Here is a 25,404-nt window from a genome sequence, read left to right on the forward strand (position 1 = left end):
AGTAACTTTTTTGAAAGTTCTCTTTGCGGATCCGTTATTTTTTGTTCAGTTGTCTTTATACTAACGACACTAATCGATCTGACGGTTCGACAAAAAACGTGACGGGAAATATCAAGTGAAGTTCATTAAGCGGCTGCTTATCATTGCATTGATTTGCATATTGTTTGGAGTGGGTACAATCTTTGGGTTTTATATTTATGTAAAACCAGAGTTACCAGATGTAGCCACCCTCAAAGATGTCGAGTTGCAAACACCAATGCAGGTATTTAGCGCAGACGGCAAACTTATCTCTCAATTTGGTGAAAAACGTCGTATACCAGTCACTTACGATCAAATTCCTCAAAATTTAATGAATGCATTGATCGCCACCGAAGACAGCCGCTTTTACGAGCATCCTGGCATTGATCCGATTGGCATTACTCGCGCGGCAATTGTGGTCGCGATGTCTGGCTCCGCCAAACAAGGCGCGAGTACCATTACTCAGCAATTGGCACGTAATTTCTTCCTCTCTAATGAGAAGAAAATCATGCGGAAAATCAAAGAGATTTTCATCGCCATCCACATTGAGCAATTGCTGACAAAACAAGAAATCATGACGCTATACGTCAACAAGATTTTCTTGGGTTATCGCTCCTACGGATTTGGCGCTGCTGCACGCGTGTATTTTGGCAAAGAGTTGAACGAACTCACCCTGAGTGAAATCGCCACCCTTGCTGGCATGCCAAAAGCACCATCAACAATGAACCCGATTTATTCGGTAGAGCGCGCAACCCATCGCCGTAACGTCGTACTAAAACGTATGTTGGACGAGGGCTACATTACCCGTTCTGAATATGAGCAGGCTCGAAATGAGCCACTGGTTGCTCGCTACCATGGCGCTGAAATCGAGCTAAACGCACCCTATGTGGCAGAATTGGCACGTGCATGGGCTGTAGATAAATACGGTGCAGACGTTTATGAATCAGGCTTGAAGGTTTACACCACGGTCGATTCTCGTCTGCAAAATTCAGCACAAGAAGCTACTGTTAACAACTTGCTCTCTTATGACCAACGCCATGGTTACCGCGGCGCTGTTGCGACATTGTGGAAGGATAAAACCACGCCTTGGGATGCTGATAAAATCCAAGCACACCTCAAGAAGCAACCATCCTATGGTGATCTCAAACCTGCTGTCGTGACAAACGTTGACGCAAAAACCGCCGAGGTTGAACTTCAAAATGGCGATATAGCTACCCTGCCTTGGAATGGCATGAAATGGGCTCGTCGCTATGTCACCGATACCCGTCAAGGTTCTGCGCCGAAACAAGCCGCAGACATATTGAGTGCTGGTGAACAAATTTGGGTCCGGAATATCGATGACACTTGGCACCTCAGCCAAGTGCCGGATGCCAATACGGCCATGGTTGCTATCTCTCCTGACAATGGTGCCGTCAAGGCATTGGTGGGCGGCTTTAACTTCGTCCACAGCAAGTTCAACCGCGCAACACAGTCTATCCGTCAGGTAGGTTCAAGCATTAAACCATTCATCTACTCAGCAGCCATTGATCAAGGCATGACACTGGCAACACTGGTTAATGATGCCCCTATCAATCGATGGGACGCGAGTCAGGGTGTCGCATGGCGTCCGAAGAATTCGCCACCGACTTATGATGGCCCAACCCGTGCTCGCATCGGTTTGGCACAATCAAAGAATGTCATGGCTGTGCGTGTCCTTCGTCGTGTTGGGCTGGATGAAACAATCGACTTCCTCACCCGTTTTGGCTTTAAGCAAGATGACTTACCGCGCGCAGAAGCACTCGCATTGGGCGCAGGTAGTTTGACGCCAATGGAAATGGCGCAAGGATTTGGTGTATTTGCAAACGGCGGTTATTACCTCAAGCCGTATTACATTGAAAAAGTCGAAGATGCATTTGGCGAATTAGAATACAGCGCAACCCCGCAAACCATCTGCCATGAAAATTGTGATAACCCAACCAGCAAGCGTGACTCAGCGAACTTGTCGGAAGAGGAAAATTTACTAGAGCAAACCGCAGGCATGGAAAATGAACCCGAGTTTGCACCTAAGGTCGTGAGTGAGCAGAACGCATTCTTGGTCAGAGAAATGCTGGAAGCAAACATTTGGGGTGGCGGTAACTGGCGTCAAGGCACTGGCTGGAACGGCACAGGTTGGCGCGCGCAAAAACCGCTAAATCGACGTGATATCGGCGGTAAAACAGGGACGACTAACGACTCAAAAGATGCGTGGTACACGGGTTTCTCCCCAGGTCTAGTGGCAACCGTCTGGGTAGGTTTTGATGATCACTCACGTAAGTTGGGCAAAACGTCACGCAACGCCAACTTGGCAAATGATCAAGTCTCAGGTGGCGAAGCGGGCGCTAAAACAGCACAGCCTGCGTGGATAGACTTTATGTCAGACGCACTGGTTGATGTGCCAGAACAACGCAAGGTTGTACCATCAGATATCGTGAAAGTGCGTATCGATAGAGACACCGGCCTACTCACTCGTAAGAATGATGCCAGCTCGATGTTTGAGTACTTTCAAAAAGGAACCGAGCCGACAGAGTATGTCTCAGCGGCGGCATCAAATGGCGGCAATATTTATGAGTCTGAAGGCGAGGAGCTGTTCTAACACTTAACCGCTCACATCAATACTTACCATAAACAAAGGCGCCGATTGGCGCCTTTGTTGTATTGAACCCACCCGCTTTTCTACCTGCTTACCGGATGGCACACTTCTTTCATCGAATCCGCAATCACAACAGCCAGTTTTTCATAGCGTGTTCGCAACGGCGAGCCAGGACGATAGTCCAAGGTAACCAACCGTGTTGGCTCCGGATCAACCGCTTTGATATAAACCACGCCATCACGGTGCATACTTTTCGGGACGGATAACTTAGGCAACAAGGTGATCCCCGTTTCGGCTGCGACCATGTTACGCAGCGTTTCCAAGCTGGTTGCTCGGAATCGTGTGTCTTCTTTTGCACCTGCCGCAAAACAAAACCCCAGCGCCTGATCGCGCAAGCAGTGCCCATCAGCAAGCATTAATAAGTTTTCTCCATGCAATGACGGCATAGTGATTTCTTTTTCTTTTGCCCAACGATGGCTTTCTGGCACAGCCACCAACATCGGCTCGAGATAAAGCGGAATTTCTTTAAAGTGCTCGGTCTCTTTGACTGTCGCGACGATAATGCAATCAAGCTTGCCTTCATCGAGCTGTTGCACCAATTGATGGGTTTGCGCCTCGTGCAAAAATAGCTCTAACTCAGGGAAAGCCTGCTTAATGGCAGCCACTATATACGGCAATAGATACGGACCAATCGTGGGAATAAACCCAACATGCAAAGGGACCGACATCTCCTCCCCTTGTTGACTCGCCATTTCTTCCAGCACTTTTACTTCCATCAGGATCTTTTGCGCTTGCCTAACAAGCTGCATTCCCGCATCAGTAAACAACACTTTTCGGCTAGTACGCTCAAGCAACATCACGCCAAGCTCATCTTCAAGCTTGCGTATCTGTCCACTCAGAGTAGGTTGACTGACAAAACATGCCTCTGCAGCCTTGCGAAAATGCTGATGCTCAGACAAAGCCACCAAGTATTCGAGATCTCGGATATTCACGCCAAATGCCCCTTTGATAGATTTCACTTATTAAAATGATAAACCTAATCAATTAGATCTATCTACCCCTCTCGGCATAATATAATCACATCAACCGGGAACACCGGATTAAAGAACTAAAAAACAATAATTATTTAAGGGGTAACACCATGGAACTGATTAACAAAGAAGGTCAAAAAATCCCAAACGTAACGTTCCCAACTCGCCAAGGCGATGCATGGGTTAACGTCACAACTGACGAACTATTTGCTGGCAAGACAGTCGCTGTATTCAGCCTGCCAGGTGCGTTTACGCCAACGTGTTCATCCACTCACCTGCCACGCTACAACGAGCTGCACGCTGTCTTTAAAGAGCACGGCGTTGATGACATCCTTTGTGTCTCCGTGAATGACACCTTCGTGATGAACGCATGGAAAGCAGACCAAGACGCAGAGAACATTACCTTCATCCCAGACGGCAATGCAGAGTTTACTCGCGGCATGGGCATGGCAGTCGCCAAAGATGACATTGGTTTTGGTGAGCGCTCATGGCGTTACAGCATGCTAGTCAAAGATGGCGTAGTAGAGAAAATGTTCATCGAGCCAAACGAGCCAGGCGACCCGTTCAAAGTGTCTGACGCTGACACCATGCTGGCATACATTGCACCAGACCATAAACTGCAAGAATCCATTACGGTATTCAGCAAACCAGGTTGTCCTTTCTGCTCGAAAGCAAAACAACTGCTGATCGATAACAAGCTACAGTTCGAAGAAATTGTACTTGGTCAAGATGCCACTACCGTTAGCCTCCGCGCGATAAGCGGCCGTGCAACCGTACCGCAAGTCTTCATCGGTGGTAAGCACATTGGTGGTAGCGACGAGTTGGAAGCGTACTTCGCTTAATCTCAATCAATCGTCATCCAAGGGCTGCACATGCAGCCCTTATTATTTAGAAGCCTTATCGATTTATCGCGCCTTCTGGAATTTGTTTCATCTGGAGAAGAACAATGAAAACCTTGAATGTTGATGTAGCTGTAATTGGTGGTGGTACCGCAGGACTTGGTGCTTATCGCGCCGCAAAGGCACACACTGACAATGTTGTAATAATTGAAGGTGGCCCTTACGGAACAACATGTGCCCGTGTCGGTTGCATGCCATCCAAACTGCTGATTGCCGCCGCTGAAGCTGTTCATCACATCGAGAAAGCGCCAGGCTTCGGCGTTTATCCTCAAGGTGAAATCAACATCAATGGTCGTGAAGTGATGGATCGCGTTAAACGTGAACGCGACCGCTTTGTCGGCTTTGTGTTGGAAGGCGTTGATGAAATCCCTGCTGAAGACAAAGTGGCAGGCTACGCAACATTCATCGACAGCCATACACTGATGGTCGATGACCACACTCGCATCGAAGCAAAGCGCGTTGTTATTGCAACCGGCTCCCGCCCGACATGGCCAGCACCTTGGAATGACTTGGGCGACCGCTTAATCATTAACGACGATGTGTTCGAATGGGACGACCTGCCTGAATCCGTCGCAGTATTTGGCCCTGGCGTGATCGGTCTAGAGTTAGGTCAAGCACTCCATCGTCTTGGCGTAAACGTGAAACTGTTTGGTGTTGGCGGACAAGTTGGCCCACTGACAGATCCAACGGTAATGGCTTATGCAGACAAAGCCTTCAATGAAGAGTTTTATTTGGATGCCGATGCCAAGGTTGAAGAGATGGTCCGTGAGGGCGAGAAAGTTCATATTCGTTACCTCGACAAGCAAGGCGAGGAGCAACACATGGTCGTTGATTACGTGTTGGCCGCAACAGGTCGTCGTCCAAATGTCGACAAGTTAGACATTGAAAAAACGGGTATGGAATTGGATGCGCGCGGCGTACCGACAGCCGATCATTACACGATGCAAACCAGTGTTGATTCCATCTTCATTGCAGGTGATTCAAGCAATCAGATGCCTTTGCTTCACGAAGCTGCCGATCAAGGCCGTATTGCGGGTGACAACGCGGGTCGCTTCCCTGACATCCGTGCAGGTCTACGTCGCAGTAAAATATCGGCGGTATTCTCGGATCCACAAATCGCAATGGTAGGTGAAACCTACAAAGACATCACCTCTCGTCTTGGCACCTGTGGTTGCTTTGAAATTGGTACCGTGTCGTTTGAAAACCAAGGCCGCTCACGTGTGATGCTGCGTAACAAAGGCATGTTAAACGTTTACGGCGAGCAAGGCACTGGACGTTTCTTGGGCGCAGAAATGATGGGGCCAAATGCTGAGCACCTTGCACACCTGCTTGCATGGGCACACCAAAGCCAAATGACCATTTCGCAGATGCTTGACATGCCGTTCTACCATCCTGTGATTGAAGAAGGCGTGCGCACCGCCCTTCGTGACCTAAATGCAAAACTGCACCTAGGTCCTGAAATGATTAAACATTGTCTGGACTGCGGTCCGGGCTGCTAATCCACCCCTTATTGGAATACTGACGTATTCGTCTATTTGTAAACTTGCACTTTGCCCTCCTTTACGGAGGGCTTTTTTATTTGTAGTCTGCAAGCAGTTGATTGTTTTAGGGCTAAACGCAAATGAGTTGCCGATTCTGCCAAGATGCATCCCTTTCCATACGCGCCAAACTTGGGCGCTGTAAACGCTGCATGATTCAGCTTGCAGTGATGAATTTGCTGCTTTGGCCAATTTGGTTTGTGTGGTTCAGCAACACACCCAAATCCATTGAATCAATTACGTTATTATTTGCAGGTGGCGCGAGTGCCATCTTGCTCGCACTTCATTTGATTTTGATGCCTTTTCGCCGAGGCGATTCAGACACTCAGTCATAGCGGACTAAAAACAAAAAACCGGCCGAAGCCGGTTTTTTCATGTTTGTTATTCTCGCCATTTACGCAACGTTTGCTTTGGCAATCAGTCTGTCTTGGTCAAAAGTAAACTCAAGTGCCACTTCATCACACGCATGTAAGCGCGGACAACGTTCACAATCTTTCATCACTTTCTCTGGCAGCAAAGATTTTGAGGTTGGAATAAAGCCTTGTCCCATAAAGAACTCAGGAACACGTGTCAGTACAAACACTTTCTTGATAGCCATGTTTTTGGCTTTCTTCAACAAGTTCTGCACGATAGCGCTACCTTGCCCTTGGTTCTGCCAGCCTGCTTCCACACCCAATGAGCGCACTTCTGCCAAACCTGAGTCATAAACGTACAATGATGCACAGCCTGTGACTTCGCCCTGATGCTCTGCCACCGCAAACGAGCCAATATCACGTACTAATTCATTGCGTTCACGCGGCAAGTTTTCACCCAGCCCCGCCCAGTAAACCACCATGCCTTCAATGGCATCGAGATCGGTCAGCCTTGCACCACGCACTTTCACCCGTGGAGAGTAACGCTTATCTAGACGCTTCTCTGCCTGACTGATGGCATATTCCACTTGGGTTGGCGCTACGCCGCCCAAAGCACTGCGTTTTTCAAGGCAGGATTCAATAGTTAGGATCGGATAGACATCTTCATCAATCACGGACGAGAACTCTTTCATCTCATCCAGCGATAACTCTTCCAGTGCACAACCTTTTTCAATGGCGGCAACAACTGCAACACCCACAATATGGTGCGCTTCACGGAAAGGAATGCCTTTTGCAACCAAGTAGTCAGCTAGCTCTGTGGCGTTAGAATAGCCTTGCATCGCCGCTTCCAAGGTACGTTCTTTGTTGATTTTGATGCCATCGAAACAAAGTGCTGCCATCTCGATACAATCAAACCAAGTATCCAACGCGTCAAACAGGCCTTCTTTGTCTTCTTGCATGTCTTTGTTGTACGCCAATGGCAGCGCTTTCACTGTCATCATCATGGCGGACATTGCGCCGTAAACACGGCCAGTCTTGCCTCGAATAAGCTCAAGAGCATCTGGGTTTTTCTTTTGTGGCATCAAAGATGAACCTGATGTCACCGTATCGGCCAACTCAACAAAGTTCGATTCGCCCGAGTTATAAAAAATCAGGTCTTCTGCCATACGTGACAAGTGAAGCATAGAGACGGTTGCCACCGACATCAGCTCCATCACATGGTCACGATCAGACACGGAATCTAAGCTATTGCGGGTTGCACGACGAAAACCCAGGCTATGCGCTAGCGCTTCACGGTCGATAGGATACGCAGTTCCTGCCAATGCACCTGAACCCAATGGGCAGGTATCGAGGCGATTTAGCGCATCGCTCAAACGAGAATAATCACGTTCAAACATTTCTACATACGCGAGGCACCAGTGTGCAAACGTCACCGGTTGGGCGCGTTGCAAGTGCGTGTAGCCAGGCAATACGGTGCTTTGATTCACTGCTGCTACCTGAACCATTTGGTTTTGTAGCTTATCAAGAGCAAGGAGAAGCTGCTGACCCTGCTGACGACACCAAAGCTTGAGATCAGTCGCCACCTGATCGTTACGCGAACGACCTGTGTGCAGTTTTTTACCCAAGTCACCGACTTTGGCAATCAACTGTTGCTCAACCCAGCTGTGAATATCTTCGGCATCGGAGCGCAGGATCTGTTCTGGATCTTCCATCACAGCTAACTTAATTTCGTTCAGCGCCAACTCTAAACGTTGTTGTTCCTGCTCTGTCAGAACACCCACTGAGCGCAACGCTTTAGACCAAGCGATGGAGCCCACAATGTCCTGCTCCGCGAGGCGATAGTCAAAACGCAACGAATCATTAAACTGCTTAAAACGTGTGTCGGCTGCCTGACTAAACCTTCCGCCCCATAACGCCATATTTACTTCTCCTTAATCTCTATTGCTTCCAGCTATCTATTTTTGTTTTTTTTCATTTAGCGCACGAATGCGGCTTGATAGCGAGTAAAGACGGATAAAGCCACCTGCATGGCTGTGATCATAAACATCATCTTCACCAAAGGTCGCAAACTCTTCTGAGTACAAGCTATTGATCGAGCGCTTCTGCACTACTGTAGCCTGTCCTTTGTACAGTTTCACTACCACTTCACCGGTCACGGCTTCAGCCAGCTCATCGGCTGCTGCCAAAATTGACTTGCACAGTGGGGTGAACCAACGACCATCATAAATAAGGTGAGAGGCTTTTAGACCAAGCTCTTCACGGAACTCGAAGCAATCTTTGTCCAATACCAGTTGTTCTACACCACGCAGTGCTTCCATCATGATGGTGCCGCCGGGTGTTTCGTAACAACCGCGAGACTTCATACCGACCAAACGGTTTTCAACAATATCGATACGACCCACACCGTGGCGTGAACCTTTTTCGTTTAACGTTGTGAGGACTTGATACGGTGACATTGCCTGACCATCCACTGCGGTCACTTCACCTTTTTCGACCATCAAGGTGACTGTTTCAGCTTGATCTGGCGCTTGCTCAGGATCAACCGTCCAAACCCAGCAAAGCTCATTAGGTTGGTTCCACGTATCTTCCAGAACGCCGCCTTCAGTAGAGATATGCCAAGCGTTAGCATCACGGCTGTAGATTTTCTCAAGGCTTGCAGTACAAGGGATTTTGCGCTCTGCCAAATAATCCAACAGGGCTTCACGGCTGCGAAGATCCCACTCACGCCATGGCGCAATCACTTTCAAATGCGGTGCCAATGCAGCAAATGCACTTTCAAAACGTACTTGGTCATTGCCTTTACCCGTACAACCATGACACAACGCATCAGCACCCACTTCTAGCGCACATTCAACCTGCGCTTTCGCGATGATAGGACGCGCCATTGATGTACCTAGCAAGTATTTGCCTTCGTACATGGCACCGGTTTTCAGGCTCGGGTAGATATACTCAGAGACCATTTCTTCTTTCAGGTCAGCGATGTAACACGCTGATGCACCAGAAGCGATGGCTTTTTCTTCAATACCAACCAGCTCTTCTTCGCCCTGACCCACATCGGCCACGAACGCGATGACTTCGCAGTCATAGTTTTCTTTTAGCCATGGAATGATCGCCGACGTGTCGAGACCGCCAGAATACGCAAGTACAACCTTCTTAATAGTGCTCATAGTAACTCTCCTTGTTACCGCTCTGACGGTCAGTACAGGCGGTGAACGACATAAATATAGGGATATAAATTCAGTTAAACAGTAAAACGGGTACCGATGTTGCCGCCGCTGAATAAATCAGCCAGCCGCTCAGGATAACGCCAACTCGCCACTTCAATCGGACGACCTAGCGCATTTGCCGCTTCAAACGCCGCTTTCACTTTGACGACCATGCCGTCCGTGATCACGCCGCTTTCAATTAATTCATCAGCCAATTTTGCATCAAGTGCCGGCATCAGCTTGCCTTTTCCATTAAGCACGCCACTCACATCTGACAACAAGACCAGCTCTGCATCCAGCGCAGCGGCAACCGCAACCGCCGCCTGATCCGCATTCACATTCATCAGTTCGCCATCAGCATCAAGGCCAATCGAGCTGATAATGGGCACGCAACCTGTCGCCAAAATCGCTTGCAGTAACTTAGCGTCACCAGGCGCCGCTTTGCCCACATTGCCCAACTCAGGATCAAGTTGGGTAATCTTACAAAGTCCGCCATCTGCCAAACTCAGACCGACAGAGTGAATGCCGCTTCTAACTGCTTGCCCTTGTAGCAATTTGTTTGCCGTTCCTGCGAGTGCACCGGCGACCACATTAATCTGATCTTTTGGTGTGACACGTAGGCCCTGCTTTTTCTCGACCTTCAGGTTCAGTGCTTTCATCAGGTCATCGACCAAGTAGCCACCACCGTGAACAATCACAATCTCACGATGCGCAGACGCTTTGTATGCAGCAATGGCGTTAAATAGTTTTTCTAGTGTCTCAGTGCAAGAAAGCGCTGCACCACCCAGTTTCACCACTAAAGGACGTAAACTCATCATGACTCTCCTACACAATGGCCGTTAACGGCGCAAACCCAAAACGAATGTTTATGCATTGCATGGCTTGGCTCGCCGCGCCTTTAAGCAGATTATCGATAGCAGAGGTCAAAATCACGTGCTGCCCTTTCACCGACCAGCCGATATCACAAAAACCTGTGTGTTGAACCGATTGCAATTTCGCGCTTTGGCCTGCACCCAGTGGACGCACCAATGGCATATCTTGATAAGCGCTTTCAAGTGCATCAGACACCGCAGATTCTGTCACATCATCCGCTAGCTTTGCTGTAATGGTTGCGAGAATACCGCGTTTGAAATTACCAAGATGAGGCGTAAATATCACATCACAGCCAAGGTGCGTTGCAATCTCTGGCTGGTGGCGGTGGCTGAATATGCCATAGGCATGTAGGCTAACTTCGCAAAAGCTGTTCGTCATCGATGCTTTACGTCCTGCACCGGAAGCGCCGCTCACTGCATTGATCACTGGCCATTGGTTTAGATCCAACAAGCCATTATCAATCAGCGGCTTAAGAGCCAATTGTGATGCCGTTGGGTAACAGCCCGGCACAGCGATGAGATCGGCAGTTGCAATCGCTTCATGGTTCCATTCTGCCAAACCGTAAACGGCTTTATCTAGCCAATCTGAATACTGGTGTTCAAAACCGTAAAAGGTGGTGTAGAAACTATCAGACTGAACGCGAAACGCGCCCGACAAATCAAACACCTTGCAGCTCTGCGCCAAAAACACAGGCGCGATATCGTGGCTGACTTCATGGGCTGTCGCCAGCAACACGACATCTGCTGTTTGCGCCACGCTCTCAACACTGCTGAGCGGCAACAATGGCAAATCAATCAAACCTTTTAATGTGCCATGAAGATCGCTGATCGGCTTACCCGCATCTGTACTGTTTTCAGATACATAAAGACCGGTCAATTCAAGTTGGGGATGGAGGTGAACCATTCTGGTCAGCTCGGCACCGGTATAACCGCTGGCACCGACGATCACTGTCTTTAACATAAAAATCCGTTTTGCTGTCTGGTAATGACTAGATGAAACATTCAGCTCACTCAGCTGCAGGAGGGGCACACGCACCCAACGTTATGATTAACGTCGGCGTCGTCGCTGGAGAAGGGGGGTTGAGAACTTATCCATTTCGTATCGTACCTTTCGCTGCATCCAATGAGCTTTATAATTGTTTATTCATTTAAAATGAATTTATATGTGCTTTTTAGCGTGATAAGTGACTAATGTCAACAGTATACTCAAAATAAAACCGCCAAGATTCTCACTCGCTCACAGATAATGTATCGCGTTCACTTTATTGTAATTTTGTTACAACTCCCAGCGCGCCCAAGTCGTATGGGGATGGACGTGAAAAAGTATCACTTTCAGTACGTATAAGATTGACCTTAGGCCCTCTCATTGGCTAGATTGAGCCATTACGATTGCAATTTGGATGTAACAAAGTTACGAAATGGATGACTTATGAATGACAAGTATGACGCTCTAAAAAGCAACGTCAGTATGCTGGGTCACTTGCTGGGTAATACCATCAAGGGCGCCCACGGCGATGAATTGCTTGCAAAAGTAGAAGAGATTCGACAGCTTTCTAAATCGGCATCAGCTGGAAACAAAGACGATCACGCCAAGCTCATTGACGTATTGCAGAGTCTTCCCAATGACCAATTACTCCCTGTAGCACGCGCATTTAGCCAGTTTCTTAACCTCACCAATATTGCAGAGCAATATCACTCTGTTTCCCGCAACTGCGAAGAGCTGATCTGCAGCCCTGATGCTCTGGATGACTTGTTCCAGCGCCTGAAAGGCAACGATGTCTCTAGTATCGATGCAGAAAAAGCCGTTGAGGATTTGAAGATTGAGCTGGTGTTAACCGCACACCCTACAGAGATTGCGCGTCGAACCACCATTCATAAACTCGTTCAGATTAACAAATGCTTGTCGAAGCTAGAGCTTGATGATCTTTCCAGCACCGAGCGCGGTAAAGCAGAATTGCGCCTAGAGCAATTGATCGCGCAAGCTTGGCATTCCGATGTTATTCGTCAGCAACGTCCGACGCCCTTAGATGAAGCGAAATGGGGCTATGCCGTTATTGAAAACAGCCTATGGCAAGCCGTTCCTGAATTCCTGCGTCAGTTTGATCAAAAACTAACACGCCACCTTGGTCATAGCCTTCCAGTTGACGCCGCGCCAATTCAGATTTCAAGCTGGATGGGTGGCGACCGCGACGGTAACCCATTTGTGACGGCGGAAGTGACCCAAGAGGTGCTGCTACTGTCTCGCTGGAAAGCTGCCGACTTGTACCTCGGTGACATTCAGGAGCTCGTCAGCGAACTGTCGATGACTCGCTGCAATGACATTGTTCGTGCAATGGCAGGCGATGAGCACGAACCGTACCGTGCGATTTTGAAATCCCTGCGCAAAACACTCACCAATACGCTGGAGTGTCTTGATGCACAAATCAAAGGCCAGCATATTGATGAAAAAGATATTCTGACCAACGTTGATCAGCTGTGGACACCGCTACATGCCTGTTACCAATCACTGCATGAGTGCGGTATGGGCATTATCGCTGATGGCTTGTTGCTCGATACGTTGCGTCGTATTCGCTGCTTCGGCGTTAACCTCATCAAACTCGATATCCGTCAAGAAAGTACCCGTCATGCTGACGTGTTGTCTGAAGTGACCCGCTGCCTTGGCATGGGCGACTACAGCCAATGGAGCGAGCAAGACAAACAAGCATTCTTGATCCGAGAACTCAGTTCAAAGCGCCCTCTGCTGCCTCGTGACTGGGAGCCATCTGATGACGTACAAGAGGTATTAGATACTTGCCGTATCGTTGCCCAGCAGCCGCGTGAAGCCCTAGGTTCATACGTTATTTCGATGGCACGTACTGCATCGGACGTATTGGCGGTTCATCTTCTGCTTAAAGAAGCAGGTTGTCCGTTCCGCTTGGATGTCTGCCCGCTGTTTGAAACCCTCGAAGATTTGAACAATGCCGAATCAGTGATCAGTCAACTGCTGAACATTGATTGGTATCGCGGCTTTATCCAGAATTTCCAGATGGTCATGATTGGCTACTCGGACTCCGCCAAAGATGCCGGTGTCATGGCCGCAGGTTGGGCGCAGTACAAAGCCATGGAGTCACTGGTTTCGCTGTGTGAAAACGCTGGGGTTGACCTGGTATTGTTCCACGGTCGTGGAGGGTCAATTGGTCGCGGTGGTGCACCTGCACACGCGGCATTATTGTCTCAACCACCACGCAGCCTAAAAGGCGGCCTGCGCGTGACAGAACAAGGTGAGATGATCCGCTTTAAGTTAGGTCTCCCTGATGTCGCTACCAACAGCTTAAATCTGTATGCCAGTGCCATCCTTGAAGCCAACTTGCTGCCACCTCCGGCACCAAAGCAAGAATGGCGCGATCTGATGGAGACACTGAGTGACGTTTCTTGTGATGCGTACCGCGATGTTGTGCGTGGCAGTAAAGATTTCGTTCCTTACTTCCGCTCAACCACACCAGAGTTAGAGCTTGGCAAACTGCCATTGGGATCGCGTCCTGCAAAACGTAACCCGAATGGCGGCGTAGAAAGCTTGCGTGCAATTCCATGGATTTTCGCATGGAGCCAAAACCGCTTGCTGCTGCCTGCTTGGTTAGGTGCGGGTCAAGCCATCCAATACTCCATCGATAATGGTCACTTGAAGCAACTCGAAGAGATGTGTCGTGAATGGCCATTCTTCTCAACCCGATTGGGTATGCTCGAAATGGTGTTCACTAAAACCAGTCCATCTATTTCGCAATACTATGACGAGAAGCTAGTTGATGAAGCGTTATGGCCTCTTGGTGAGCAGCTTCGTGAACGCTTAGCGCAAGATATCAAAGCCATACTGATGGTCGAGAACAGCGATCACTTAATGGAACAAAACCCATGGGGCGCAGAAGCGATTCGTCTGCGTAACATTTATGTCGAGCCACTCAATATGCTTCAGGCTGAACTACTTAGCCGCACGCGCGCTTCAGAGCAAGAAAGCCCTGAGCTCGATGAAGCATTGATGGTAACCATCGCCGGTATTGCAGCAGGTATGCGTAACACCGGATAAGTGAGAAATCGAATCAAAAGTAAGAAAGGCTGCTAAGTTGCAGCCTTTTTTATTTTCAAAAAGGCTTTTTCGATTGTTGTTGGATTGATAATGTTATTAATATGTTTTCATGTCTAGTCTGAGAATTTTCACTGCTCAGACCAAGGCAAAACACCGACGTATAATTAACCGTTTTGATGTCGTGGTGTATCGCCATTTTTCGCCCCGCTACTTTGGGTGTAAATAATGTTGGCCTTTGGCGATACTAAGGACCATTAATGACGAATCGATCCACCCAGTGTTGCGGAAATAAATAATTCGCCATAGAGCGACGTCCCAGGGCTAAGGATCGCCTTTTTAGATTTTGGATAGAAGAGATGTCACTACCGCATGTAATTCTCACGGTGTTGAACCATCGTGATGCAACTGGTTACGATATAACCAAAGAGTTTTCTCACGCCATCGGCCACTTCTGGAAAGCCAGCCATCAGCAGGTTTACCGTGAACTCAACAAACTCGCCGATATGGGCGCAGTAAGTTGTCGGCTCGAACCACAAGACGGCAAACCTGATCGCAAGGTCTACACCATTACCGATATCGGCAGGCAAGGTCTGTACGAGTGGTTTTTGCTTCCTGCAAAACACCCGACTGATCGTGACGAAGTGTCAGCCAAACTGCTGACATGCAGCATATTTGAACCCACTCCGATGATCGAGCATATGCATGCATTGATTGATGAGTCACGTATGCAGCTCAGCCAATATCGTGATTTAGAGCGAAACCAATATTCAGATTCTTCTTTACTGACCCGAGAAGGTCGCTTGGAGCGCCTGACATTGCGTCGCAATATTCTGCGCAAAGAAGCATGGCTGACATGGGCAGATGAAGTGCTGCTAGAACTGGCAGCGATGGAAGCGACAATGGCCAATCAAAAGGCCTTTGCCTCCCGCTAAGCGAATCCGCTAAAACAAAAACCGTCGCAATCGCGACGGTTTTTTTATGTCTATGGCATACACGAGCTCAAATGCTCTGTTATCCCTAAGGTCGCAGTCATATTAAGCGCCCGGACGTACACCCAATGTATGACACATCGCGTAAGTCAGTTCTGCTCGGTTCAAGGTATAGAAGTGAAAATCTTTTACACCCTCACGGCTCAATACACGGACCATGTCGATGGCTTGACTTGCACCCACCATTTGACGAGTGACAGGGTCGTCATCCAATCCCGCAAACTGATTGTGCATCCAGTTTGGTATGCGCACATTGGTCATGTTGGCAAATCTTGCTGCCTGCTTGAAATTCGACACAGGTAAAATGCCTGGGATAATTTCTACATCAATACCCGCCGCCACACAGCGATCGCGGAAGCGTAAATAGCTTTCTACATCGAAAAAGAACTGGGTGATCGCGCGATTCGCCCCGGCATCGACTTTGCGCTTTAAGTTGATCAAATCCGCTTGTGCACTCTTCGCTTCTGGGTGAACTTCTGGGTAAACCGCCACCGAAATATCAAAATCTGCTTCACCTTTTAGCAATTCAACCAAATCTGATGCGTACATTTCAGGCTTCTGCCCTTTCTCAGGCAAATCGCCACGCAGTGCGACGATATGGCGAATACCACTGTTCCAGTAGTCGCGAGCAATGATTTTAAGTTCATCACGCGTGGCATCGATACAGGTCAAATGCGGGGCGGCTTCGATGCCCGTTTCCTGCTTGATGCTTTTTACGATGGAGTGGGTACGATCACGCTCACCAGAGTTTGCACCATAGGTCACAGACATAAACTTAGGCTGAAGGTTTTTCAAACGCTGAACCGATGCCCAAAGCGTCTGCTCCATGGCTTCTGAACTTGGTGGGAAGAATTCAAACGAGACGTTGATATCGCCGTTCAAATCGGAAAGATTCTGATTCAGTGAATCCAGATGGCTAGCGTGTGAGTAACCCATTGTGTCTCCCTACTTCAGTGACAGTTCACTGAAAAAATCCTTGATGACGACATCCGTTTAGCCGTCTATATGTCTAGATATTGAATTGCAAGCAACTCAAAGTCAACTTGCTTATCGTGAAATTTATTCATGATCACTATGCGCTTTGTTCACATAGCAAAAAGCGGAAGTTAACCCTCCGCTTTTTTCACTTTCATTTCTTCTTATTTCAGCAAGGATGCGATGCGATTCAAGTCAGACAACAACGCGCCTGCGGTGACATCTCGCCCTGCGCCTGGGCCGCGAATCACTAATGGGTTTTCACGATACCACTGGCTCTCAATAGCAAAAATGTTGTCACATGGCAGCAAGTTGGCCAATGGGTGATCCTCTGGAAGCACCTCAATACCAACACGTGCTTTGCCATTTCGGGTCAAACGCGCAACATAGCGAAGTACGCCGTTGTCCTTTTTCGCTTCTTCCAGCCATTCTTCTAAGGTGTCATCTAGCAAGGCACTGCCATCAAGGAAGCCATCAAGCGACTGTTGTGCCAATGCATCTGGCACCAGAGATTGCACTTGAACCTGCTCAGGTTCTAATTCAAGACCCGACTCTCGTGCCAGTATCACCAGTTTACGCATAACATCAGCGCCACTGAGATCTTCACGCGGATCAGGCTCTGTCAAACCCTGCTGCCACGCTTGCTCCAGCAGTTCACTGAATTTAACTTCACCGTTAAATTGCTGGAACAGCCAAGACAAAGTGCCAGAGAAAATCCCCGACAATGCCATGATTTGGTCACCGCTTTCTCGCAAGTCCCGTACGGTATGGTTAACAGGTAAACCCGCCCCTACCGTCGCATTGTAAAGCCAAAAGCGCCCGGTTTTTGCAAAGGCATCTTGTACCTGATAATAAAGCTCGCTACTTGCAGAGCCCGCCACTTTGTTGGCAGAAATAAGGTGATAGCCATGCTCGGCCAAATCGGAATACTGCGACGCCAAGGGTGAACTGGCGGTCACATCCAGCACGACGATGTCGTCATACGGATGATTGAGCAGATTGACCAGCCATTCGCCCATCTCATACGTTTTCGCATTTTCATTAAAATGCTCCATCACCGTATCAGCATCGATGCCATCGAAGTCGACCCATTGCAGATGACTGTCCTGCACCGAGATCAATTCGAAGTTCATGCCATGACGCTTTTCAAGCGCACTTTTTTGTTCTTTAAACAACGACAGCCAACGGCTACCAATATTGCCTTTTCCTAGTAATACAAGGCCAATCCGGCGCTGTGCTTGAAACAATGCACAGTGAATATCGGCCACTAACGCTGCGGTGTTCGTCTTACGCAGCAAAGCCGCGATGCTTAAGCCACTGTTAGATTCACTGATAAATTCAATCGGCTGACCACGCAATTGCTGATAGAAGCCATGACAATGTACCGGGTTACCCGTCACACCAGCACCTACCGCCGCCACTAAACTAAAGCCTTCGCGCAAACGAATGTCAGCCGGAATACCGGCGTCTTGAAGTTGCTCTAACACACTGTTGACGACTTCTGCGGTATAGGCCAATTGAATACGATGTTGATCAGCACTGGCGGAAGAAGCCAGCGGCTGAATTTGATTGCGCGTTAACAGTCGCTCAATGTCTCGTCGTGCGACGCTAAAATCATGGGATCGCGGAATGTCGAGCTGAAGCAAACACACGTCATCAAGTGACGTGATGATTTTCGCGCCTCGACCTGAGGCAAGCACACGCTCGACTCGGGTAGAGCCGGACTCAGGGTCGTAGCTGCAACGCAGGTTCAAATCGATACAGCTTTGTGCCACAGGCTGAAGGGTGCGGGTATGCAGCACAGGCGCGGCAAGACGCGCCAGTTCTGCCGCTTCATCAAGGCGAAGTAAAGGGAGCAAACATGCGTCACCGACAAGGCGAGGGTCTGCACTGAAGACACCAGCGACATCACTCCAAATGGTCACGCGGCTTACGTCAGCCAACGCGCCGATAATCGTGGCGGAGTAATCAGACCCATTGCGGCCAAGCAGCACGGTTTCACCGTCTGCGTTTTGTGCCATAAAACCGGTGATCACAATGCGACGATGAGTGTGCTGCACCAACTGCTCTTTAAGCAGCGGCCAAGAGCTAGCGCGATCCACTTCTGGCTGCGCCGCACGCTCTGCACGTAAGAAACTGCGAGAATCGAGTTTCACGGCAGGCATATCAAGCTGAGTCAGCAATGCAGACAACAAACGGGCTGACCATGCTTCACCAAAACCTTGCGCCCAAGCGCGCTGAGCGACACCTAATGGATTTTCGGCCACCTGTGCCATCGCACTAAAATCTGTGTATAACGCATCGACCAGCGCTTGTTTCTGTTCACCTTCGATCAGGTTCTCAATCAAGTCTTGCTGGTATTTACGCAAGCTTTGCAGGGTTTCATGAGCAAGACGCCCATCTTTATCCAGCAAAGACAGCCATTCAATCAGACGGTTGGTGGTTTTACCTGCGGCTGAAACGACAATAATGTCTGTCGCATCACTGTATTGCGCCAGAATTCTCGCCACGCGACGAAAACAGTCTGGATCGGCAAGGCTGCTACCGCCAAATTTATGTAGCTGGCGGGACGGCGACTGCTGAGGGGATACGACTTCAACCGCGCTCATTACTGACTCTCTCTCACTTTATTGAATGCTTGTTTTAGGTCGGCGACCAAATCCGTATGATCCTCCAGACCGATAGATAAACGCAATAGTGTTGCTGCGATACCTGCCTCAGCCTGCGCTTCATCAGACATGGCACGATGCGTCATCGAACCTGGGTGGGTGACTAAGCTTTCTACGCCGCCAAGTGACTCAGCCAAAGAGAATAACTTCAATGAACCCAGGAACAGTTTCAGTTCACTTTCGCCACCTTTTAGTTCAAAGCTCAACATACCGCCGAACCCTTTTTGTTGTTTCTTAGCAATCTCATGTCCCGGATGATCGGGCAATGATGGATGATAAATCACATCCACCAGCGACTCTTGTAGCAAAAATGCCAACACCGCGGCACTGTTTTCTTCATGCTGACGCATTCTCGCGCTCAAGGTGCGAAGACCGCGTAATGTCATGTAGCTGTCAAAGGCATTGCCTGTTGCGCCAATGCAGTTGCCCCACCACTTGAGCTCGTCAGCGAGTGCAGACTCTTTCGCGACCACCACACCACCGACGGTATCTGAGTGACCGTTGATAAACTTGGTCGTGGAATGCACCACGAAATCAGCGCCAAGGTTCAATGGCTGCTGCAATACCGGAGACAAGAAAGTGTTATCCACTCCGACCCAAGCACCTACCGCGTGGGCTTTTTGGGAAATGTCGGCGATATCTACCACACGCAGTAGCGGGTTTGATGGCGTTTCTATCCAGACGAGCTTTGGCTGTTTAGCCAATGCTGCTTCCAACGCTTCAACATTAGATTGGTCAACAAACTCAATCTTAAACGCTCCTTTTTTGGCGCGCGAATCGAACAAACGGTACGTGCCGCCGTAGCAATCATGAGGTGCGACAATCAAATCATCAGGGCCAAGCAGAGACAGCAGCAAATTAATGGCGGACATACCGCAGTTGGTCACCACCGCGCCTGCGCCGTTTTCAAGCTCGGCCAGTGCCGTTTCCAACAGGTTGCGGGTTGGGTTACCACCACGGGCATAATCGTAGGTTGGTACTGTGCCAAACTCAGGGAATTCGTAGTTGGTGGATAGGTAAATAGGAGGAACCACAGCATTATGCTGAGAATCTGTGGTGATGCCAGTGCGTACGGCAATCGTGGCTGACTTCTTGTCGCTCATGGTGTCTTTCCCTGTCAAAATGCGATCATAATACAAGCAGATAGGGTTAACCTTAACCACTCAATAGTAAGACGTCAATAGCTCTAGACGTCTATATGTCTTTACATATAGCGGTTAATATCGCTAAAATTCGAAATTCATTCAACCTGGACATAATGCTTCCGGTGTTGACAGCGATTTATCAATGAAACTGCTTAGAAGGTGCACGATGGCAGAGTGGAATGGCGAATATATTAACCCTTACGCCGAGCACGGTAAAAAGAAAGAGCAAGTAAAGAAGATCACCGTCTCTATCCCGCTGAAAGTGCTTAAAATCCTGACGGATGAACGTACACGTCGCCAGGTCAATAATTTACGCCACGCCACCAACAGCGAACTGTTGTGTGAAGCCTTTTTGCATGCTTACACCGGCCAACCACTGCCAACAGATGACGATATTCGCAAGGATAAAGCGGATAGCGTTCCGGCAGAAGTGAAGCGCATAATGAAAGAGCTTGGCATCGAGTTTAACGAAGAAGAATATTAATTCCGTCATCGTAATGACAAAAAAACCAGCCGCTTGGCTGGTTTTTTAATGGCTTTTTTTGAGGAAAAAGCACAGAGCGTTTTCTCACCTCGCCTTATTTTCCTGTCAGATATTTAGCCGACTTCAGTTACTTATCTAACATGTAGTTTTCAGGCATCTCGATGCGCGCGACGCCCGACTCTACTGCTGCGACCGCAACGGCTTTGGCTACGCGAGGCAGCAAACGCGGGTCCATCGGTTTAGGGATGATGTAGTCCTTGCTAAAGCTCAGCTTGTCTACACCCGCCGCTTTCAATACTGCCGCAGGCACAGGTTCTTTCGCCAGCGTGCGAATTGCCTCAACGGCAGCCAGTTTCATCTCGTCATTAATTCGACTTGCACGCACATCGAGCGCACCGCGGAAAATGAACGGGAAACACAGCACGTTATTCACTTGGTTCGGGTAATCCGAACGACCCGTTCCCATGATCAAATCGTCACGCACTGCATGCGCAAGCTCAGGTTTTATTTCTGGATCAGGGTTTGAACACGCAAACACGATTGGCTTGTCTGCCATCAGTTTCAGCGCGTCTGGCGGTAACAGATCAGGGCCTGATACACCAAGGAAAATATCCGCACCTTCAATCACATCTTCAAGCGTGCGCTTATCTGTGTTGTTGGCGAACAATTGTTTGTATTCGTTAATGTCATCACGGCGAGTGTGGATCACGCCTTTGCGGTCCAGCATGTAGATTTTCTCACGCTGTGCCCCACATTTGATCAGAAGTTCCATGCATGCAACGGCAGCAGCACCTGCCCCCAAGCACACAATCACCGCTTCACCGATCTCTTTACCCTGAAGCTCCAACGCATTCAGCATACCCGCCGATGTCACGATGGCCGTACCGTGTTGATCATCATGGAATACTGGGACGTTACAACGCTCAATCAGCTGCTTTTCTATCTCGAAGCAATCTGGCGCTTTAATGTCTTCTAGGTTGATACCACCAAAGGTATCCGCGATATTCGCAACGGTATCAACGAATTCTTCAATCGTGCGGTGCTTCACTTCGATATCAATCGAATCAAGACCTGCAAAACGTTTGAACAGAAGCGCTTTGCCTTCCATCACAGGTTTAGACGCTAGAGGGCCTAAGTTGCCCAAACCAAGAATAGCGGTACCGTTTGAAATAACCGCAACCATGTTGCCTTTCGCTGTGTATTTATAAACATTATCAGCGTCTTGTGCGATTTCACGAACAGGCTCTGCCACACCAGGGCTGTATGCCAACGCAAGATCTTCAACCGTATCTGCTGGTTTGGTAAGTTCTACCGAGATTTTGCCAGGGACTGGATAGGCATGATAATCCAGCGCCTGTTGGCGTTTGTCTTCAGACATTTCTGTTTTCCTGACTTTATTAGTTATTGGCTGATTAATCTTGTTGCCAACCGAGCCCACAAGCATAGGTAAAGGTGAACAACAAGGTGCGGAATACGTTTTATATGTCGAGATGATCTTGTCACCTTAGTGCCAAGTATTTCTCACGCCAAAACGCGATCCGTCTATCCCAAGTAATTGATATAGCAATAAAGCACTTCGCACGTCCCCTTATCTTGAGTGTAGTGAATTTTACAATAGATAAGTGTGCGCAGTGTCTATGACGCTACGAGGTCAATGACATCAAGATATATAAGGAATTATTAAATGTTAACGCAGCGAGGGTAGCGAGGCTATCGGTTCGCTCAGATAAACTGTCATAGTCTACCGATATTGAACCTTGGAAAGGGTCTTACAAGCTGTAACAGCAATAAAAAAAGGGTGCTTTCGCACCCTTTTTTTCGAGTCAGCAATATTACTTGCTACCCAATGCACCGAAACGCTTGTTAAAGCGGTCAACGCGGCCACCGGTGTCAACTACACGTTGCTTACCAGTGTAGAATGGGTGGCATTTGTCACATACGTCCAGGTTAATATCTTTACCTAGAGTAGTGTTGAATTCAAAAGTGTTGCCGCATGAACATTTTGCAGTTACTGCAGCGTATTCTGGATGGATACCAGCTTTCATAGGGATAACCTCTAATATAGGCCGTGTCGCTCTCCCGAGCCTATCGGGCACCACACGTCGTTAACAAACATTTTGTAAGGCGCGAAATTCTAATCAAGGAGACCTTTGATAGCAACTTTTTTGTTCAATTCATTTGAAAGTTATGCTGAGACGCTTTCGTCACGCGGCTCAAAAGAAAGTGATACGCCCCTTTGCGCCCCCCTTTACCCTAGGTACACTGTCGCGATGATTTGTCTATTTACCTAAGACGCTAGCACCTCATGATCCCAACAATCGCTCAAGTGGCATTACCTGTCCCTTTGCACAAGACGTTTGATTACTTCATTGGCAATGATATGCCAGTTGTAGGTGGACGCGTTCGCGTGCCATTTGGCAAGCAATACAAAATCGGAATTGTGACGGCCCTTGCTGATCAATCTGCTTTTCCTTTAACGCAACTTAAACCTATTAATGCCGTATTAGATGACGCCCCCCTTTGGGCTCCGGCTTTATATAAGCTATTAAATTGGGCGAGTCGCTACTATCAATATCCATTAGGTGACGCGCTAGCTACCGTCATGCCCGGCAGCCTAAGAAAAGGTAAACCTGCGCATCGCGAGCGTGAGCGTGTGTGGCAGCTAACAGAAGCAGGAAAAGATCAACCCATCACGGCATTGACCCGTGCACCTAAGCAAGCGCGGATCCTGACGATGTTGCGCAGCGGCGCTATGGCACACAGCGATTTACTTGAAAGTGATCTGACTGCCGCTGTGATCAAAACCGCTGAGGAAAAAGGCTGGATCGACATCGTACAGAATGTGCGTGCCAAACCTTGGATGCCAAACTATCGGGTCGTCGAAGACAAACCCACGCCCAATCACGAGCAGGCCTTAGCGGTTGCGACCATCAATGCCAGTCCTGAATTTGGCTGTTACTTAATTGAAGGGGTGACTGGCTCAGGTAAAACAGAGGTCTACCTCAATGCACTCGAACCCGTTCTGGCTCGTGGTCAGCAAGCGCTGATTTTAGTGCCCGAAATTGGTTTGACGCCGCAGACAATTAATCGCTTTAAACGTCGCTTTAATGTGCCTGTCGAGGTGATGCATTCCGGTTTAAATGACACCGAACGACTCAATGCTTGGCTCGCCGCCCGAGACAACGAAGCGGCTATCATCATTGGCACTCGCTCTGCCTTGTTTGCGCCGTTCAAATCACTCGGCATCATCATTGTGGATGAAGAACACGACGCCTCGTATAAACAGCAGGACTCTTTTCGCTATCACGCACGTGATCTCGCCGTTATGCGCGGTCATGAAGAAAACGTGCCTGTAATACTTGGCTCTGCCACGCCCTGCTTAGAAAGCCTACACAATGCCAAAACGGGCAAATACCATCACCTTACCTTGTCTATTCGAGCAGGTAACGCCATCAAAGCCAAACATGGTGTGCTCGATATTCGCGGTTTGTACTTAGAAGCTGGTTTATCTGCGCCCTTAATTGCTGAGATGCGAAAACACCTTTCTGATGGCAATCAAGTCATGTTGTTTTTAAACCGACGCGGCTACGCTCCTGCTCTCATGTGTCACGAATGTGGTTGGTTGGCAGAGTGTAAACGCTGCGATGCCTATTACACTTTGCACCAGCAAAGCAATGAACTGCGCTGTCACCATTGTGGCACTCAGCGCCCAATTCCCCATCAATGTGGTCAATGTGGCTCGACGCAGCTTATCGGGGTCGGGGTCGGTACAGAGCAACTAGAAGCGCAACTGGCGACGCTATTTCCAGAGTTCAAAACGATTCGTATTGATCGCGACAATACCCGTCGAAAAGGCTCACTAGAGGCCTACTTGGATGCCATACACAACAAAGAGTATCAAATTCTGATTGGCACCCAAATGCTGGCAAAAGGCCACCATTTTCCCGATGTGACCTTGGTGGCACTGGTGGATGTCGACAGCGCCCTTTTCAGCAATGACTTTCGCGCCCCTGAGCGATTAGCTCAATTGTTTGTGCAAGTCGCCGGACGCGCAGGACGCGCCAGTAAGCCAGGGTTTGTCTTGCTGCAAACTCACCACCCTGAACATGCTTTGTTGCAATCACTCATTCACAAAGGCTACGACTGCTTTGCCTCGGAAGCGCTGATAGAACGTCAGCAAGCCAACCTGCCGCCGTACAGTTTCTTCGCCCTGTTTCGCTCTGAAGCCAACCACAGCGAACAAGTTGAACAGTTTCTTCAGCAAGTGCGAACCATCCTGGATGCGTCTCCCGTTCCTGATGACGACTGCGCCGTCATGGGGCCAGCTCCAGCGCCATTGCCACGACGAGCAGGTCGTTACCGTTGGCAATTAATTTTTCAAGCACCTAACCGCCGGATGTTACAACAAAGATTGTCAGCCGCTTTGCCAGCAATACGCCAACTGCCTTTGTCGAAGAAAGTGCGTTGGTCGCTGGATATCGAACCCCAAGACATGAGCTGAACAAATTTCATTCGCTTAAGCCGACCAAGATCACAATATTCTTGTAATAACTGTTA

Annotated in this window: 18 protein-coding genes; 8 read left to right on the forward strand and 10 right to left on the reverse strand. The window is 48.8% G+C overall.

All coding sequences use genetic code 11. The features are described 5' to 3' along the window. Positions 1-115 precede the first annotated feature (115 nt). On the forward strand, positions 116-2,629 hold the full coding sequence (locus AC3CIC_RS15160; protein WP_394212497.1) for a penicillin-binding protein 1A: 2,514 nt from the start codon (positions 116-118) through the stop codon (positions 2,627-2,629). A gap of 80 nt (positions 2,630-2,709) precedes the next feature. Here AC3CIC_RS15160 and oxyR read toward each other — a convergent pair whose 3' ends face one another. Continuing rightward, positions 2,710-3,618: a DNA-binding transcriptional regulator OxyR gene (oxyR, locus tag AC3CIC_RS15165; protein ID WP_488514978.1), complete on the reverse strand. Its 909-nt coding sequence runs from the start codon at positions 3,616-3,618 to the stop codon at positions 2,710-2,712. A 149-nt stretch (positions 3,619-3,767) separates the two neighbouring features. Here oxyR and AC3CIC_RS15170 point away from each other — a divergent pair, with 149 nt between their 5' ends. The 3 genes from AC3CIC_RS15170 to AC3CIC_RS15180 all read left to right on the forward strand — a co-directional run bounded on the left by AC3CIC_RS15170 (position 3,768) and on the right by AC3CIC_RS15180 (position 6,429). Further along, positions 3,768-4,499: a glutathione peroxidase gene (locus AC3CIC_RS15170; protein ID WP_016961958.1), complete on the forward strand. Its 732-nt coding sequence runs from the start codon at positions 3,768-3,770 to the stop codon at positions 4,497-4,499. A gap of 104 nt (positions 4,500-4,603) precedes the next feature. Continuing rightward, positions 4,604-6,055 (forward strand): dihydrolipoyl dehydrogenase, encoded by a 1,452-nt coding sequence (locus tag AC3CIC_RS15175; protein WP_016961957.1) that lies wholly within the window; start codon positions 4,604-4,606, stop codon positions 6,053-6,055. 122 nt (positions 6,056-6,177) lie between these two features. Beyond that, on the forward strand, positions 6,178-6,429 hold the full coding sequence (locus AC3CIC_RS15180; protein WP_026024139.1) for a DUF3624 domain-containing protein: 252 nt from the start codon (positions 6,178-6,180) through the stop codon (positions 6,427-6,429). A gap of 59 nt (positions 6,430-6,488) precedes the next feature. Here the strand turns inward: AC3CIC_RS15180 and argH are convergent, their stop codons facing one another. From argH to argC, 4 genes are all read right to left on the reverse strand, one after another. Then, complete coding sequence (gene argH, locus AC3CIC_RS15185; RefSeq protein ID WP_016961955.1) at positions 6,489-8,366, reverse strand: argininosuccinate lyase; 1,878 nt, start codon at positions 8,364-8,366, stop codon at positions 6,489-6,491. Between the two features lie 36 nt (positions 8,367-8,402). After that, positions 8,403-9,614, reverse strand: coding sequence for an argininosuccinate synthase (locus AC3CIC_RS15190; protein WP_016961954.1), 1,212 nt, complete (start codon positions 9,612-9,614; stop codon positions 8,403-8,405). 74 nt (positions 9,615-9,688) lie between these two features. Next, entirely contained in the window at positions 9,689-10,468 is a 780-nt protein-coding gene (gene argB / locus AC3CIC_RS15195) for an acetylglutamate kinase (RefSeq protein ID WP_488515925.1), read from the reverse strand. A 10-nt stretch (positions 10,469-10,478) separates the two neighbouring features. Further along, a complete protein-coding gene (gene argC / locus AC3CIC_RS15200; protein WP_488514979.1) occupies positions 10,479-11,486 on the reverse strand; it encodes an N-acetyl-gamma-glutamyl-phosphate reductase in 1,008 nt (335 codons plus the stop codon). Positions 11,487-11,954: 468 nt separating this feature from the next. Between argC and ppc the strand changes: the two genes are divergently transcribed. Beyond that, a complete protein-coding gene (gene ppc / locus AC3CIC_RS15205) occupies positions 11,955-14,585 on the forward strand; it encodes a phosphoenolpyruvate carboxylase (protein WP_017002692.1) in 2,631 nt (876 codons plus the stop codon). Between the two features lie 356 nt (positions 14,586-14,941). Further along, entirely contained in the window at positions 14,942-15,517 is a 576-nt protein-coding gene (locus AC3CIC_RS15210) for a PadR family transcriptional regulator (RefSeq protein ID WP_016961950.1), read from the forward strand. Between the two features lie 102 nt (positions 15,518-15,619). Here the strand turns inward: AC3CIC_RS15210 and metF are convergent, their stop codons facing one another. The 3 genes from metF to AC3CIC_RS15225 all read right to left on the reverse strand — a co-directional run bounded on the left by metF (position 15,620) and on the right by AC3CIC_RS15225 (position 20,321). After that, positions 15,620-16,510 carry a methylenetetrahydrofolate reductase gene (gene metF, locus AC3CIC_RS15215; RefSeq protein ID WP_488514980.1) on the reverse strand — a complete coding sequence of 297 codons (891 nt, stop codon included), beginning with the start codon at positions 16,508-16,510 and terminating at the stop codon, positions 15,620-15,622. Positions 16,511-16,713: 203 nt separating this feature from the next. Next, complete coding sequence (locus AC3CIC_RS15220; protein WP_488514981.1) at positions 16,714-19,158, reverse strand: bifunctional aspartate kinase/homoserine dehydrogenase II; 2,445 nt, start codon at positions 19,156-19,158, stop codon at positions 16,714-16,716. Continuing rightward, a complete protein-coding gene (locus AC3CIC_RS15225) occupies positions 19,158-20,321 on the reverse strand; it encodes an O-succinylhomoserine (thiol)-lyase (protein WP_016961947.1) in 1,164 nt (387 codons plus the stop codon). Before AC3CIC_RS15225 ends, AC3CIC_RS15220 begins: the two co-directional genes overlap by 1 nt. Positions 20,322-20,529: 208 nt before the next feature. Here AC3CIC_RS15225 and metJ point away from each other — a divergent pair, with 208 nt between their 5' ends. Further along, complete coding sequence (metJ, locus tag AC3CIC_RS15230; RefSeq protein WP_016961946.1) at positions 20,530-20,847, forward strand: met regulon transcriptional regulator MetJ; 318 nt, start codon at positions 20,530-20,532, stop codon at positions 20,845-20,847. Positions 20,848-20,974: 127 nt separating this feature from the next. On the opposite strand, the gene AC3CIC_RS15235 is transcribed toward metJ, so the two are convergent. Continuing rightward, entirely contained in the window at positions 20,975-22,225 is a 1,251-nt protein-coding gene (locus AC3CIC_RS15235) for a malic enzyme-like NAD(P)-binding protein (RefSeq protein WP_394212484.1), read from the reverse strand. A 454-nt stretch (positions 22,226-22,679) separates the two neighbouring features. After that, entirely contained in the window at positions 22,680-22,892 is a 213-nt protein-coding gene (gene rpmE / locus AC3CIC_RS15240) for a 50S ribosomal protein L31 (protein ID WP_016961944.1), read from the reverse strand. 260 nt (positions 22,893-23,152) lie between these two features. Between rpmE and priA the strand changes: the two genes are divergently transcribed. Further along, positions 23,153-25,348, forward strand: coding sequence for a primosomal protein N' (priA, locus tag AC3CIC_RS15245; RefSeq protein WP_488514982.1), 2,196 nt, complete (start codon positions 23,153-23,155; stop codon positions 25,346-25,348). Positions 25,349-25,404: the final 56 nt, after the last annotated feature.

The sequence above is a fragment of the Enterovibrio sp. QJM3NY_24 genome, assembly GCF_057786035.1.

What these genes read in the sequence shown, in the direction of transcription:
- AC3CIC_RS15225 (WP_016961947.1), bottom strand. Translation starts at nt 20,321, where the DNA reads ATGAGCGACAAGAAGTCAGCCACGATTGCCGTACGCACTGGCATCACC.
- argH (WP_016961955.1), bottom strand. Translation starts at nt 8,366, where the DNA reads ATGGCGTTATGGGGCGGAAGGTTTAGTCAGGCAGCCGACACACGTTTT.
- AC3CIC_RS15190 (WP_016961954.1), bottom strand. Translation starts at nt 9,614, where the DNA reads ATGAGCACTATTAAGAAGGTTGTACTTGCGTATTCTGGCGGTCTCGAC.
- AC3CIC_RS15235 (WP_394212484.1), bottom strand. Translation starts at nt 22,225, where the DNA reads ATGTCTGAAGACAAACGCCAACAGGCGCTGGATTATCATGCCTATCCA.
- AC3CIC_RS15170 (WP_016961958.1), top strand. Translation starts at nt 3,768, where the DNA reads ATGGAACTGATTAACAAAGAAGGTCAAAAAATCCCAAACGTAACGTTC.
- argB (WP_488515925.1), bottom strand. Translation starts at nt 10,468, where the DNA reads ATGAGTTTACGTCCTTTAGTGGTGAAACTGGGTGGTGCAGCGCTTTCT.
- ppc (WP_017002692.1), top strand. Translation starts at nt 11,955, where the DNA reads ATGAATGACAAGTATGACGCTCTAAAAAGCAACGTCAGTATGCTGGGT.
- AC3CIC_RS15220 (WP_488514981.1), bottom strand. Translation starts at nt 19,158, where the DNA reads ATGAGCGCGGTTGAAGTCGTATCCCCTCAGCAGTCGCCGTCCCGCCAG.
- metJ (WP_016961946.1), top strand. Translation starts at nt 20,530, where the DNA reads ATGGCAGAGTGGAATGGCGAATATATTAACCCTTACGCCGAGCACGGT.
- AC3CIC_RS15175 (WP_016961957.1), top strand. Translation starts at nt 4,604, where the DNA reads ATGAAAACCTTGAATGTTGATGTAGCTGTAATTGGTGGTGGTACCGCA.
- AC3CIC_RS15180 (WP_026024139.1), top strand. Translation starts at nt 6,178, where the DNA reads ATGAGTTGCCGATTCTGCCAAGATGCATCCCTTTCCATACGCGCCAAA.
- rpmE (WP_016961944.1), bottom strand. Translation starts at nt 22,892, where the DNA reads ATGAAAGCTGGTATCCATCCAGAATACGCTGCAGTAACTGCAAAATGT.
- priA (WP_488514982.1), top strand. Translation starts at nt 23,153, where the DNA reads ATGATCCCAACAATCGCTCAAGTGGCATTACCTGTCCCTTTGCACAAG.
- metF (WP_488514980.1), bottom strand. Translation starts at nt 16,510, where the DNA reads ATGGGTTACTCACACGCTAGCCATCTGGATTCACTGAATCAGAATCTT.
- AC3CIC_RS15210 (WP_016961950.1), top strand. Translation starts at nt 14,942, where the DNA reads ATGTCACTACCGCATGTAATTCTCACGGTGTTGAACCATCGTGATGCA.
- argC (WP_488514979.1), bottom strand. Translation starts at nt 11,486, where the DNA reads ATGTTAAAGACAGTGATCGTCGGTGCCAGCGGTTATACCGGTGCCGAG.